At 72.7% G+C, this 13,956-nt stretch carries 12 protein-coding genes; 10 read left to right on the top strand and 2 right to left on the bottom strand.

Annotated elements, in window-relative coordinates:
* Positions 1-23 precede the first annotated feature (23 nt).
* From ACN26Y_RS02960 to hpf, 10 genes are all read left to right on the top strand, one after another.
* Positions 24-209 (top strand): Trm112 family protein, encoded by a 186-nt coding sequence (locus ACN26Y_RS02960; RefSeq protein ID WP_366600016.1) that lies wholly within the window; start codon positions 24-26, stop codon positions 207-209.
* Entirely contained in the window at positions 206-1,402 is a 1,197-nt protein-coding gene (locus ACN26Y_RS02955; RefSeq protein WP_422734238.1) for an SIS domain-containing protein, read from the top strand. Before ACN26Y_RS02960 ends, ACN26Y_RS02955 begins: the two co-directional genes overlap by 4 nt.
* A 37-nt stretch (positions 1,403-1,439) precedes the next feature.
* Entirely contained in the window at positions 1,440-2,426 is a 987-nt protein-coding gene (locus ACN26Y_RS02950) for a cation diffusion facilitator family transporter (RefSeq protein WP_422734237.1), read from the top strand.
* Positions 2,427-2,429: 3 nt separating this feature from the next.
* A complete protein-coding gene (manA, locus tag ACN26Y_RS02945; RefSeq protein WP_422734236.1) occupies positions 2,430-3,593 on the top strand; it encodes a mannose-6-phosphate isomerase, class I in 1,164 nt (387 codons plus the stop codon).
* Positions 3,594-3,874: 281 nt separating this feature from the next.
* Positions 3,875-5,365 (top strand): adenosylhomocysteinase, encoded by a 1,491-nt coding sequence (ahcY, locus tag ACN26Y_RS02940; RefSeq protein WP_422734235.1) that lies wholly within the window; start codon positions 3,875-3,877, stop codon positions 5,363-5,365.
* Positions 5,366-5,778: 413 nt separating this feature from the next.
* Entirely contained in the window at positions 5,779-6,468 is a 690-nt protein-coding gene (gene mtrA / locus ACN26Y_RS02935; RefSeq protein ID WP_350653182.1) for an MtrAB system response regulator MtrA, read from the top strand.
* A gap of 90 nt (positions 6,469-6,558) precedes the next feature.
* Entirely contained in the window at positions 6,559-8,235 is a 1,677-nt protein-coding gene (mtrB, locus tag ACN26Y_RS02930) for an MtrAB system histidine kinase MtrB (protein WP_366598576.1), read from the top strand.
* On the top strand, positions 8,232-10,013 hold the full coding sequence (locus ACN26Y_RS02925; RefSeq protein ID WP_422734234.1) for an LpqB family beta-propeller domain-containing protein: 1,782 nt from the start codon (positions 8,232-8,234) through the stop codon (positions 10,011-10,013). The genes mtrB and ACN26Y_RS02925 overlap by 4 nt, the downstream gene beginning before the upstream one ends.
* Before the next feature lie 47 nt (positions 10,014-10,060).
* Positions 10,061-10,723: a ComF family protein gene (locus ACN26Y_RS02920; RefSeq protein ID WP_422734893.1), complete on the top strand. Its 663-nt coding sequence runs from the start codon at positions 10,061-10,063 to the stop codon at positions 10,721-10,723.
* Positions 10,724-10,970: 247 nt separating this feature from the next.
* Positions 10,971-11,606 (top strand): ribosome hibernation-promoting factor, HPF/YfiA family, encoded by a 636-nt coding sequence (gene hpf / locus ACN26Y_RS02915; RefSeq protein WP_366598558.1) that lies wholly within the window; start codon positions 10,971-10,973, stop codon positions 11,604-11,606.
* A 54-nt stretch (positions 11,607-11,660) separates the two neighbouring features.
* Here hpf and ACN26Y_RS02910 read toward each other — a convergent pair whose 3' ends face one another.
* Entirely contained in the window at positions 11,661-12,770 is a 1,110-nt protein-coding gene (locus tag ACN26Y_RS02910) for a GNAT family N-acetyltransferase (protein WP_422734233.1), read from the bottom strand.
* Positions 12,767-13,927 (bottom strand): GNAT family N-acetyltransferase, encoded by a 1,161-nt coding sequence (locus tag ACN26Y_RS02905; RefSeq protein ID WP_366598556.1) that lies wholly within the window; start codon positions 13,925-13,927, stop codon positions 12,767-12,769. The genes ACN26Y_RS02910 and ACN26Y_RS02905 overlap by 4 nt, the downstream gene beginning before the upstream one ends.
* Positions 13,928-13,956 lie beyond the last annotated feature (29 nt).

Here is a 13,956-nt window from a genome sequence, read left to right as displayed (position 1 = left end):
GCACACGTGGAAGGAGCCGTGCCATGGCCCTGGATCCGCAGTTGCTCGAGATCCTCGCCTGCCCGGACACGCACCACGCCCCGCTGGACTACGACGCCCAGGCGCAGACGCTGACCTGCACGGAGTGCGGCCGGATCTTCGAGGTCCGCGACGACGTGCCGGTACTGCTGCTCGACGAGGCGCGCGGCGGCCCCGCGGAGCGGTCGTGATCGACGGTACGGCCGGAGTGAGCGGCCACCGCAACGCCGACGAGGCCCTGCTCGACGACCCGGACGCGCTCGCCGAGCGGGACCCGGGCGGAATGCTACGGCACATCGCCTCGGCGGGTGCGCAGGTCCGCGAGTCGGCGGCACTCGCCGCCGAGGCCAACCTCGCCGTGCTCGGTGACGAGGGGCGGCCACGCGCGGTCGTCATCGCCGGCATCGGCACCGCCGGGCGGACCGGTGACGTCCTCGCCACGGTCGCCGGCCCGCGCTGCCCGGTCCCGGTGATCCCGCACCGCAGCGCCGGCGTGCCCGGCTGGGTCGGCGCCGCCGACGTGGTCATCGCGGTCAGTGCCTCCGGCCGGAGCCCTGAGGCGCTCGGCGCGGCCGAGGCGGCTCACCGGCGCGGTGCCCGCCTGGTCGCGGTCGGCGCCCCGGACTCGCAGCTCCAGTCCGTGGCCGAGCGCGCCCGCGCGCCGTTCATCCCGGTGCCCCGCCGCGCGCCGGCCCGGGCCAGCCTCTGGGCGCTCACCGTGCCGGTTCTGCTCGCCGCCCGTACGCTCGGCCTCGTGAAGGTGAACGAGGCGGACCTGGCCGAGACCGCGGCCCGGCTCGACGCCGACGCCGACCGCTGCCGCCCGACGGCCGAGTCCTTCGTCAACCCGGCGAAGTCGCTCGCGCTCGGCCTGGCCGGCTCCGTTCCCATCGTCTGGGGCTCGTCACCGCTGGCGACCGTCGCGGCCCGCCGGTTCGGCGACACGCTGTCGGCGAACGCCCGCTACCCGGTCGTGTCCGGGGCGCTCGGCGAGGCCGGCCGGGGCCGCGTCGGCCTCCTCGACGGTGTCTTCGGCGGCCTGGTCGAGGGGGAGCGGGACATCTTCGCCGACCCGGACGAGGAACGACCCGCCGGCACGCGGCTGCGGCTGGTGCTGCTGCGGGACGGCGGGCTCAACCCCGAGGAGGACGCCGACGAGCCCCTCGCGGTCGAGGAGCGGCGGGCGGAGGCCGTCCAGACGCTCGCCGAACGGCGGGGCGTGCGCTGCGACGTGGTCACCGCCGAGGGCGGTTCCGCGTTGGAGCGGCTCGCCTCTCTGGTCGCGGTCCCGGACTTCGCCTCGATCTACCTTGCCCTGGCACACGGGCTGGACCCCATGGCCGTCCCGGCCATCACGGAGATGAAGGAGCTGGCGAACCAGTGAGCGAACGCAAGACGGCGCGGCGGAGCGAGGCGGCGGCGTGAGTGCCGACGGTGGTACGAAGGCGATCGTCGCCGCGCTGCTGGCCAACGTCGGCATCGCCATCACCAAGTTCATCGCGTTCCTGCTGACCGGCCTCTCGTCGATGCTGGCCGAGTCGATCCACTCGGTCGCCGACTCCGGCAACCAGGCGCTGCTGCTGCTCGGCGGCAAGCGGGCCAAGCGCGCCGCCACCCCGCAGCACCCGTTCGGGTACGGGCGGGAGCGCTACATCTACGCGTTCATCGTGTCCATCGTGCTGTTCACCGTCGGTGGCCTCTTCGCCCTCTACGAGGCGTACCACAAGTGGTCCCACCCCGAGACTCCGGACAAGTGGCAGTGGGTCCCGGTGGCCGTGCTGGTGGTGGCGATCGTGATGGAGTCGTTCTCCTTCCGCACCGCGATCGTGGAGTCGAACCGCGTTCGGGGCAACCAGTCCTGGGTGCGCTTCGTGCGGCGGGCCAAGGCCCCCGAGCTTCCGGTGGTGCTGCTGGAGGACCTCGGCGCGCTGCTCGGTCTGGTCTTCGCGCTCTTCGGCGTGAGCATGACGCTGATCACGGACAATTCGCGGTGGGACGCCGCCGGCACCGCCATGATCGGTGTGCTGTTGGTGGTCATCGCCATCATCCTGGCCATCGAGACCAAGAGCCTGCTGCTCGGTGAGGGTGCCGAGGCGCATGACGTGACGGCCATCGAGAAGGCGATCACGGCCGGCCCGGAGATCGAGCGGATCATCCACATGAAGACGCTCTACCTGGGCCCGGATGAGCTGATGGTGGCGGCGAAGATCGGCGTCCGCACCTGGCACAGCGCCGAGGAGCTGGCCGGTGGCATCAACGCGGTCGAGGCGCGGATCCGCACGGCCGTTCCCGCCGCCCGGGTCATCTACCTGGAGCCGGACATCTACCACGCCGGCGCGGACCGGGCCGACTCCGGCGCCGCCGGCCACACCGGGCCCGGAGAAACCGCCGGGCGGTCCGGGGGCTGACGGGTGGAGCTGCTGTACGGGCCGATCCGGAACTACGCCTGGGGGTCCCGGTCGGCGATCGCCACTCTGCAGGGGCGGCCGGTGCCGAGCGACGAGCCGGAGGCGGAGCTGTGGCTGGGCGCCCACCCGGGCGCTCCGGCCACGGTGGACCGGGACGGCGACCGCGTCAGCCTGGTCGACCTGTTGCTCGCCGAGCCGGGGCACTGGCTCGGCGAGCAGGTGGTCGACCGGTTCGGCACCCGGCTGCCGTTCCTGCTCAAGGTGCTCGCCGCCGACGCGCCGCTCAGCCTCCAGGCGCACCCGGACCCGGACCAGGCCCGCGCCGGGCACGCCGCTGACGCGGCGCGTCCCGAGGCGCAACGTAACTACGTGGATCCGCACCACAAGCCCGAGCTGCTGGTGGCGCTGTCGTCGATGGAGGCGCTCTGCGGCTTCCGTGATCCGGCGGTGTCGGCGGAGGTGCTCGCCGCGTTCGGCGTACCGTCACTGGAGCCGGTGCTGACCGCGTTGCGCGCCGGGCCGGCGGGCCTGTCCGACGCCGTGCGCCTGCTGCTGACCTGGCCCGCCGCCGAGCGGGACGCGCTGGTGTCCGCCGTGGCGTCGGCGCCGGGCGGCGGGCTCGACGCCGAGTTGGCGCGCGACCTGGCGGCGGCCTATCCGGGTGATCCCGGGGTGTTGGTGGCGCTGCTGCTCAATCGCGTGCGGATCGCGCCGGGAGAGGCGATCTGGATGCCGGCCGGCAACCTGCACGCCTACCTGCGTGGCACGGGCGTGGAGATCATGGCCGCGAGTGACAACGTGCTGCGCGGTGGCCTCACCCCGAAGCGTGTGGACGTGGACGAGCTGCTCCGGGTGCTGCGGTTCGAGGTGCTGCACGACCCGGTGGTGCGTGCCCGCGACGTCGCGCCCGGGGTGGTCTGCTGGCCGGTGCCGGTGGACGACTTCGCACTGCACCGGGTGCGGGTGGGCGCGGACCTGCCCGAGGTGACGCTGCCGCTGGCCGGGCCCCGGGTGGTGCTCTGCGGGGCCGGCGGGCTCATGGTCGATGACGGGACCGGCAAGGTGGCGCTCGCGCCGGGGCAGGCCGCCGTGGGCCCGGCTGCCGCGGGTGACCTGCACCTCTCGGGTGCGGGTGAGGCGTACGTCGCGAGCTGCGGCCTGCGCTGAGCGGGGCGGGTCCTGCCGAACGCGCAAGTCCGACTTTCCCGGAATGGCTTGACGCGGTATCAGCGCAGTGTGACTCTATGGGTACGCAGCGTTATCGCGACGACGGTCCCGAGAACGCGCGGGGAACCAAACCGGGGGGATGCACGGGGCGGCCGGCCCGTGGGCGGAAAGTCCGTCCACCACCGACCGCCCCGTGCGCTGTTCACCGACCGGGCGGTGGTCCGTCGGGATGCGCGCGTAAGGTGGATGGTCGCGCTGCACATCGTCCGACAGGAGCTTTCATGACCAGCACCCTCCCGGCGTCCGCCAGCGGAACGCCCCGGCCGAGCACCCTCGCCGAGGGCGACTACAAGGTGGCGGATCTGTCGCTTGCTGAGTTTGGGCGTAAGGAGATCCGGCTCGCGGAGCATGAGATGCCGGGTTTGATGGCGATCCGTGGTGAGTTCGCCGGGGCGCAGCCGTTGGCGGGTGCGCGGATCACGGGTTCTTTGCATATGACGATTCAGACCGCCGTGTTGATTGAGACGTTGGTGGCGTTGGGTGCGCAGGTGCGGTGGGCGTCGTGCAACATCTTCTCCACCCAGGACCATGCGGCGGCGGCGGTCGTGGTCGGTCCGGACGGTACGCCGGACAGCCCGGCGGGTGTGCCGGTGTATGCGTGGAAGGGTGAGAGCCTTCAGGAGTACTGGTGGTGCACGGAGCAGGTGTTGGCGTGGCCGGATGGTGGGGGTCCGAACATGATCCTCGATGACGGTGGGGACGCCACGTTGTTGGTGCACAAGGGTGTGGAGTTTGAGAGGGCGGGTGTGGTGCCGCCGGTGGAGTCGGCCGACAGTGAGGAGTACGCGGTCATCCTGGGTCTGCTGCACCGTTCGTTGGCCGAGGATGGTCAGCGGTGGACGCGGATCGCGGCGGGGATCAGGGGTGTGACGGAGGAGACCACCACGGGGGTGCACCGGTTGTATGAGATGCACCGGGCGGGCATGTTGTTGTTCCCGGCGATCAACGTCAACGATTCGGTGACGAAGAGCAAGTTCGACAACAAGTACGGGTGTCGGCATTCGCTGATCGACGGGATCAATCGGGCCACCGATGTGCTGATCGGTGGGAAGATGGCGGTGGTCCTGGGTTACGGGGATGTGGGTAAGGGGTGTGCGGAGTCGCTGCGGGGGCAGGGTGCCCGGGTGGTGGTGACCGAGGTGGACCCGATCTGCGCGTTGCAGGCGGCGATGGACGGCTATCAGGTGGCCACGTTGGATGACGTGGTCGAGGTCGCGGACATCTTCATCACCGCGACGGGTTGTTTCGATGTGATCACGAATGAGCACATGGCGCGGATGAAGCACCAGGCGATCGTGGGGAACATCGGGCACTTCGACAACGAGATCGACATGGCCGGGTTGGCGAAGCGGCCGGATGTGTCCCGGGAGAACATCAAGCCGCAGGTCGACCTGTGGCGGTTCGATGACGGGCACGCGGTCATCGTGTTGTCCGAGGGTCGCTTGTTGAACCTGGGTAACGCCACCGGGCATCCCAGCTTCGTGATGTCGAACAGTTTCGCCAACCAGACGATCGCGCAGATCGAGTTGTACGCGAAGACCGACCAGTACCCGGTCGGGGTGTACGTGCTGCCCAAGCACCTCGACGAGAAGGTCGCCCGGCTGCATTTGGCCGCCCTCGGCGCGAAACTGTCCACCCTGACCAAGGAACAGGCCGCCTACCTCGGAATCTCCCCCGAGGGCCCGTTCAAACCCGACCACTACCGCTACTGAGTCACGAACTGCCGGGCCGTCGCTGACCACCAGCGGCGGCCCGGCGGTCTCAGTCCGGCTCGCGGCGGCGCCGGGCAGGTCGGACCCACGTCCATCCGCACCACGCGAGCCAGGCGAGCGAGACCGCCGCGGCTCGGGCCGCCGAACACCGCCGGATTCGGCAGGGAGTGGGGTCGCCACCGGGATACGGCTGCTGTCGCCCGTCCGGCGACCGGTGTGACAGGTGTGGCGGCGGTGGTGGCGCGGACCGGCACACGCAGGGATCATGGTGACACGCGGGATCCGATCGGACGGCCCCGTGGGCCCGGCGGCGACGTCGCGGGCGCGGGTTGCTGGGCTACGGCGGCCGACGGCAGTACCGTGCCGGAGGACGCGGATCCCACCGAAGGAAATGGGGATGGAAAATTAATCCCATGAGAGCCCGGGTACTGGTGGTCGACGACGACCCCGCGCTCGCGGAGATGCTCGGCATCGTCCTGCGCAGCGAGGGGTTCCTGCCTTCGTTCGTGGCCGACGGGGAACGCGCCCTGGCCGCGTTCCGGGAGAACCGGCCGGACATCGTCCTGCTCGACCTCATGCTGCCCGGCATGAGCGGCATCGACGTGGCGCGGTCGATCCGGGCCGAGTCGGGCGTGCCGATCGTCATGCTCACCGCCAAGAGCGACACGGTTGACGTCGTGCTGGGGCTGGAGTCCGGGGCCGACGACTACGTGGTCAAGCCGTTCAAGCCGAAGGAGCTCGTGGCCCGGATGCGGGCCCGGCTGCGGCGCGGTGAGGACGTGGCCCCCGAACTGCTCACCATCGGCCCGCCCGGCAACCAGATCACCATCGACGTGCCCGCCCACACCGTCAGCCGCAACGGCGAGGAGGTGAAGCTGACGCCGCTGGAGTTCGACCTCCTGGTCGCGCTCGCCCGCAAGCCGCGGCAGGTCTTCACCCGGGAGGTGCTGCTGGAGCAGGTCTGGGGTTACCGGCACGCCGCCGACACCCGGCTCGTCAACGTGCACGTCCAGCGGCTGCGGGCCAAGATCGAGCCGGATCCCGAGCGGCCGGAAATCATCCTCACCGTGCGGGGCGTGGGCTACAAGGCGGGTACCGGATAACCTGGTCACACTGTGGCCAGCCCCCCGATCTCCGACCTCGCGACGGCAGCCTCCCAGCGGCGTGGCGCCGCCTGGGAGCTGTGGCGTGCGCTGAGCGGGCGGGGTGCGCGGCTGTTGGCGGGGCTGCACCAGACCTGGCGCCGCTCGCTGCAGGTGCGCGTGGTGACGATCACACTGCTGGCGTCCAGCCTGCTGGTCGGGGGCTTCGCGTACCTGATCGCTGACAAGATCACCAACATCCTGCTGGAGAACGCCAGGAACGACGTGGAGACCCGCCTGGACAGCGGCGCGGGGTACGCGGCAAAGCAGTTCGGCCTCTACAACCAGCCGCAGGAGGCGCAGTTCCAGGAGACCGTCGACGGGACGGTCAACTACCTGGCCGGCGGTGACCCGCAGCAGACCAACGGCGTGGTGGTCGCCCTCACCGCCGACAACTTCAGCGGTGTCATCCAGTCGCGCACGTCCCCGGCGGTCGGCAACCTCAACTCGGTCGTCAGCCCCGAGCTGCGCGCCACCGTCGCCGGGGGCAGCGTCGCCAGCCAGATCCGCACCGGCCGGCTCGGCGAGGAACGGACGAAGTACCTGGTCTACGGCTCGCCGGTGCCCACCCGGTTCGGTCAGGTCGAGCTGTACTACCTGGTTCCGCTGACCCGGCAGGACGCCGCCGCCACCGAGGCCCGGGCCACCGTGGTCGCCACCGGAGCCGCCCTGGTGCTGCTGCTCGGCCTGCTCGCCGCCCTGGTGACCCGCCTGGTCGTGACGCCGGTACGGGTGGCCGCCCGAACGGCCCAGCGCCTCTCCGCCGGCCTGCTCGACCAGCGGATGGTCGTCAACGGGGAGGACGACCTGGCGCTGCTCGCCGCCTCCTTCAACCAGATGGCGACGAACCTGCAACGGCAGATCCTCCGGCTGGAGGAGATGTCCCGCCTGCAACGACGCTTCACCTCGGACGTCTCGCACGAGTTGCGGACGCCGCTGACGACGGTCCGGATGGCCGCCGACCTGATCTTCGCCGAGCGGGACGAGTTCGACCCGGCGGTCGCCCGCAGCGCCGAGCTGCTCCAGGCCGAGCTGGACCGGTTCGAGGAGCTGCTGACCGACCTGCTGGAGATCAGCCGCTTCGACGCCGGCTTCGCCGCTCTCGACGCCGAGCCGACCGACCTGGTGCCGGTGGTGCACCGCGTCGCCGACCGGTTGTCCTGCCTCGCCGAACGGGTCGGGGTCACGATCGAGCTGGACGTGCCGAGCGGTCCGGTGATCGCCGAGATCGACCCGCGACGCGTCGAGCGGGTGCTGCGCAACCTGGTCGGCAACGCCGTGGAGCACGGCGAGGGCAAGCCGGTGCGGATCACCCTCGGCATGGACGACACGGCGGTGGCGCTCACCGTGCGCGACCACGGGGTCGGCCTCAAGCCGGGCGAGGAGAAGCTGGTCTTCAACCGGTTCTGGCGGGCCGACCCGTCCCGCGCCCGGCAGACCGGCGGCACCGGGCTCGGCCTGTCGATCAGCCTGGAGGACGCCCGGCTGCACGGCGGGTGGCTCGAGGCGTGGGGGGCGCCGGGCCAGGGTGCGCAGTTCCGCCTCACCCTGCCGGCTCGTGCCGGTGACCGCCTGACCACCTCGCCGCTCCGGCTCGTCCCCGCCGACGCGTCGCTGCCGTTCGGCGGCCCCCGCGACGGTGGCCTGCTGGCCATCGGCCCGGGCACCGCGGGCGCGTTGGCGGTCGGGCCGGCGCCGGCGGTGGAGCGCGCGGAGTCGCGGCCGTGAGCCGGCGACAGGTTCTGGGCGGCCTGCTCGCCGTGCTGCTGCTCGGTCCGGTCGGCTGCGGCATCCCGGCGAACACGGAGGTCCGCGTCGAAGGGCCGGGTCCGGCGGCGGAGGCGGGTGCCAGCAGCGGCGGCCGGGTCGAGCCGCCGACCCGGACCGCCAGCGACAGCCCGGAGGAGTTCGTCCTCAACTTCCTCTCCGCGGCGGCCGGTGAGCCGGACGGGTCGTACGACCGGGTCCGCCAGTTCGTCGACAGCGCCGACCGGGCCCGTCTCAAGGAGAAGCAGGGCAGCGCGGTCTCGCTGACCGTCGTCCGGCTGATCGCGCCCCCACGGATCGTCACCTCGCCCGACCAGAGCCGGGTCACGCTGCGGGTCCAGCAGGTCGGGCAGTTGCGGGCCGACGGCGTCCTGGAACCGCCGGAGGTGACCGCGACGTCGTACGAGTTCGGGCTGCGCCCGACCGTGCAGGACTCCGGCATCGAGACGGACTGGTACGTGGTCGACCCGCCGGCCGTGCTCCTGCTCAGCGTCGAGGCGCTGGAGCGCTACTACTCGCCCCGGCCGGTCTACTTCTGGAGTTCGGACCGCAGTCGCCTGGTGCCCGACGAGCGCTACCTGCCCCTGGCCGTGCCCAGGGACCGGCTGGTCAGCGAGGTGGTGCGGTGGCTCACCGGTGGCCCCTCGGACTGGCTGCGCAAGGGTGTCAGCCTCCTACCGGACCGCACCGAGTTGATCAACAACGCCACCCGGACGGACGGCCGCTGGGAGGTCAACCTGAACATGTCCGGTGCCGACCGCACCCAGCTCGATCAGTTGGGTACCCAGCTCGCGTGGTCGCTTCCGGAACTGGAAGGTCCGGTCGACCTGAAGATCAACAATCAGTCCCGGTTGACCATCGAGGACGTCGCGCAGCGTCGCCGGGCGTTCCCGGCCCACTCCGTTGACGACGCCCCGCAGCGGTTCTGCGTCTACGAGGGCGCGGTCCACTCCCTCGCGTACCCGGGCGAGCCGAGCGGCCCGGTGCCGGTGGCCGCGCCGGCGAACACCCGGGTGGTCGCGGCCGGGCTCAGCCGCCACGAACGGGGCATCCTCGCCGCGCTCGTGGTGACGAGCGAGAACAGCCGGCAGCACCTGTCGGTGGGGGTCGGCGCCGAGCCGGTGACCACCTTCACCCGCAGCCGGGGCACGGGCTTCGGCACGATGGGGCGGCCGGTCTGGCTGCGCTCGGCCGATCCGCCGTCCGGCCTGGTCGTCGCCGACAAGCGGCTGTTCCGCTTCGACGCCCAGGCCAGGCTGAGCCCGGTGCCGTTGGGTGTCGCGGGGGACGTGACGGCGGTGGCCGCCTCCCCGGACGGTCACCGGCTCGCGGTGATCGTGAACGGTGGCCTGTACGTGCTGGCACTGAACCACGACGGCGGCGTGCTCGACGCCGGGTCTCCCCGCCGGTTGTTCACCTCGCTCACCAACCTCTCGGCCGTCGACTGGTACGGCGAGAACAGCCTGGTGGTGGGTGGGTCGGCGGGCCAGCCGGCGATCTACGAGATCAGCGTGGACGGCGCCCGGGAGAGCGCGTTGCGGGACTCCACCGGGGCCGCCGTGACGCACCTGTCGGCGTACCCGGCCAACCCGGCGGCCCAGTTCAGCGGCAAGGTGATGTACGAGGCCAACAGTGTGGCCTACCGTGGCGTCCCCTTCGAGCGGATCCAGCGGGAGCAGGTGCAGGAAGCGGCCGGTGTCCGGGCCGGCAACCCGACCGCCCCCTTCTTCCTGTACTGATCGCCGTGCGGGACGTCGGCCGGCTCGTCGCGGACCTGGGCGACCTGGTGCTGCCGGTGGAGTGCGCCGGATGCCGGGAACGCCGTGCGGGGCTGCGGGGCGGCGTGTGCGCCGGCTGCGTCGCCGCGCTCGACGGCCTGCGCCCCCGCCCGGTGCGCCCGACGCCCGCACCGGCCGGTCTGCCGCCCTGCGTCGCGCTCGGCCCGTACGCCGGCCCGCTGCGGGAGGTGCTGCTGGCGTACAAGGACCACGGCCGCCACGGGCTGGCCCGGCCGCTCGGCGCGCTGCTCGCCGAGGTGGTGGCCGTCGCGGTCGGCGACGTACGCCCGGTGCTGCTGGTGCCGGTGCCGGACACCGCGGCGGCGGCCCGCGCACGCTACGGGGACCACCTGGGCCGGCTGGCCCGGCACTGTGCGGGCCGGCTGCGCCGGGCCGGCTGGCCGGTCGAGGTCCGCCGGGCGGTACGCGCGCTGCCCCGCCCCGACTCGGTGACGCTGGACAGCGCCGGCCGCGCCGCGGCGGCCGAGTCGGCCTTCCGGGTGCGGGACCGCCGGGCGCCGGTCCCGGCGGGCGCGGCGGTTGTCGTGCTGGACGACATCGTGACGACCGGCTCCACTCTCGCCGCGGTCAGCCGTGCGCTGAGCGCGACCGGTAGCTCACCGGCCGTCGCGGCCGTGCTCGCCGCGACGGAGAAGCGCGCTCCGGTGTAACCGTTCGTGTTTCCGTTTCACCCGTTGGTGTATGAGCTGTGAAAATTCCTGGGCGGTCTCGGCAACCAGGGGTGACTGCCGGGCGAACAGGAGTTAGCGTTCTGCTGTCGGGGGTAGGAGGCTTCCCATCCACTCCCGGTGGTGAGAGGAGGCGTAGCCGTACTGACCGGTCGACGCCGAGTGGGGCCGCCCCGAGGACGCGCGACCGGGTAACGCATCGAACGACCGTCCGATCGAGGGAGGTCACGTGGACATCGTGGTCAAGGGCCGAAATGTCGAAGTGCCGGACCATTACCGGGTGCACGTAGCGGAGAAACTCGCAAAAATCGAACGCTACGACCACAAGCTTATCCGTGTCGATGTCGAGTTGTTCCACGAGCGCAATCCGCGCCAGTCGGACCACTGCCAGCGGGTGGAGATCACCTGCGTGTCCCGGGGCCCGGTGATCCGGGCCGAGGCCTGCACGAACGACTTCTACAGCGCGCTGGACTCGGCCATCGCCAAGCTCGACACCCGGCTGCGCCGGGCAGCCGACCGCCGCCGGGTCCACCGGGGCCGGCACGCACCCATCTCCGTCGCGGCCGCCACCGCCGGCCTGCCGGTCACCGACCTCGTCGCCTCGTCGCTCAACGGCGACGGCGCCTCCGCCGGTACGGCCACCGCCGTCGCGGAACGGGTCGAGGAGGAGTACGACGACCAGCCCTGGCACATCGCGCGGGAGAAGGTGCACCCCGCCGAGCCGATGACCGTCGACGACGCCCTGTTCCAGATGGAACTGGTCGGGCACGACTTCTACCTGTTCCAGGACAAGGAGTCCGGTCGGCCCAGCGTCGTCTACCGGCGGCACGCCTACGACTACGGGATCATCTCCCTGGACATCTGAGCCGGCGCGTGCCGGGGGCCGGGTCGGGAGGACCGATCCGGCCCCGGCCGGCCGTCAGTCGGTCAGATCCTCGGGCAGGAGCCCGTAGACCGCGTCGTCGATCCGGGCGCCGTCGAGCCCCGGGACCGCGCCGCGGATCAGTCCCTCCCGGCGGAAGCCCACCCTCTCCAGCACCCGCTGCGACGCGGTGTTGTCGGTCAGGGTCGTGGCGGACAGCCGGGCCATCCCCACGGTGCCGAACGCCCATCCGGCGAGCAGCCGGACCGTCCGGGTGGCGTACCCGCGTCCGCGCCACGCCGGCAACAGCGCGTACCCGACGGTGCCCTCCCCGGCCGCGTCGTCGTACGACAGCCCGGTGCTGCCGGCCGGGTCCCCGGTGGCGGCGTCGAGGATCAGCATCCGGGCGATGCTGCCGGTGAGCCAGGCGCTGCCGGACAGCGCACAGCGCCGGTCGACCGCCGCGCGGGTCGGCGGCACCGGGGGCGCCTGGTTCGCCACCACCTCGGGGCGGGTGTGCAGGGCGTACATGAGGTCCGCGTCGTGCGGGCCGAGTGGGCGCAACGTCACCGTGCCGTCGGTGAGCCGGCCGTCGGGCAGGTCGGGCAGCAGCCGCGGCGTGGGGCCCGTCGGGTCGTCGGCGAGGCGTACCCACGCCAGCAGGTCGTGTCGCCCGCCGCCGCGGGTGGGGTTCGCGTCCCGGCGTACGCCCTCGTGCCGGAAGCCGGCCGCCAGCGCCACCCGCTGGCTGCCGACGTTCTCGCCGCTGGTGAGCAGTTCCAGCCGGGCGGTTCCGGTGGCGAACGCCCGGTCGGCGAGCGCGCGGGTCGCGGCGGTGGCGACCCCCCGGCCCCGCGCCCAGGGGGCGACCCAGTAGCCGATCTCCGCCTGGTTGCGGGTCGGGACGGGGTTGCTCAACCCGATTCCGCCGAGCAGCCGGTCGCTGGTCCGGTCCGCGATCGCGTACGCGGCGCCGCCGGTGGCCCAGGCCGCCGGCGCGCCCTCGGTGATCCACCAGCGGGCGTCCGCCTCGGTGTACGGCGAGGGCAGGCCGGAGATGAACCGTTGCGTCTGCGGGTCCGCGCAGGCGGCGGCGGTGTCGGCGGCGTCCTCGGGGCGGAACAGGCGCAGCCGCACCCCGTACGCCTCGATGGTCTCGGGGGTCATGCCAGGTCCTCGGCGAGCAGCGCGCCGACCCACGCGTCGGTGCGGGTGCCACGGTGGTTCAGCGCCGCGCGGGCCGTGCCCTCGACGGTGAAGCCGGCCTTCTCGGCGGCCCGCCGGGACGCGGTGTTGCCGACGTTGGCCCGCCACTCGATCCGCGCCAGGCCCAGCGTGGTGAAGCCCCAGGCGGCCAGCGCGGCCAGCGCGGCGGGCAGGTAGCCGCGGCCCCGGGCGTGCGGAGCGGTCATGAAGCCGACGCTGGCCTGGAGCGGGTCGGCGGCGGAGAGCCGCAGGTCGATCGCGCCGGCGAACCGGTCGTCGGCGCCGGCGATCGCGTAGCAGGCGCTCGTGCCGGCCGCCCATGCCTGCCGGGCGTACGCCAGGTAGTCCTCGGCGTCGGGACGGTCGTAGGGGTCGGGGACGGTGGTCCAGCGGATCGTGTCGGCGTCACGGCAGGTGACCACGATGGCGTCGACGTCCCGTGCCTCCATCGGGCGCAGCCGCACCTCGCCCTCGCCCGCCGTGGCGAACAGGACCGGCTGGGGCCGGCCGAAGACGGTGGCCCGGCGGGCGTCGAGCGTGCCCGGGCCGGCCGGCCCGACCTCGTCCGGTGCGGGCACCTCACCGGGCAGCAGGGAGCCGAACCACTCGTGGGTGCCGTACTCGGGGTCGGCGGCGCGGAGTCGGCCCTCGATCTGGAACCCGGTCCGGAGCGCGACGAGCCGGGAGGCGTGGTTGCCGACGAGCGCCCCCCAGAGCAGTCGGCGCAGCTTCAGCTCGTCGAACGACCACCGGGCGAGGGCCCGGGCGGCACGGACGGCGACCCCGCGCCCGCGCGCCCAGGGTGCGGTCCAGTAGCCGATCTCGCTGGCCTGGTGGGCGGTCCGGTCGATCGTGACGAGCCCGCAGGCGCCGAGCAACTCGCCGGTCGCCGGGTCGCAGACCGCGAACGGCGCTCCGGTGCCGCTCTCCCACTGCCGGGTGGAGAACTCGGTGACGAACCCGCGGGCGTGTTCCGGCAGGTACGGGCGGGGAACGGTCGTCCAGCGCTGGATGTCCGGGTCCTGGCAGGCCCGGTGCACGGCGCCGGCGTCGGCGGCGCGCCACGGTCGCAGCAGCAGGCCGGCCTCGGTGATCTCGACGGGCTCCACCCGTGCCATCGTGCCGGATCTTTCGCCCACGGCGTAAC

This window comes from Micromonospora sp. WMMD558 (genome assembly GCF_049315255.1).
Taxonomy (GTDB): domain Bacteria; phylum Actinomycetota; class Actinomycetes; order Mycobacteriales; family Micromonosporaceae; genus Micromonospora.
Note: the sequence above shows the minus strand (reverse complement) of the source record. Positions and strands in the feature narration are given on the sequence as shown.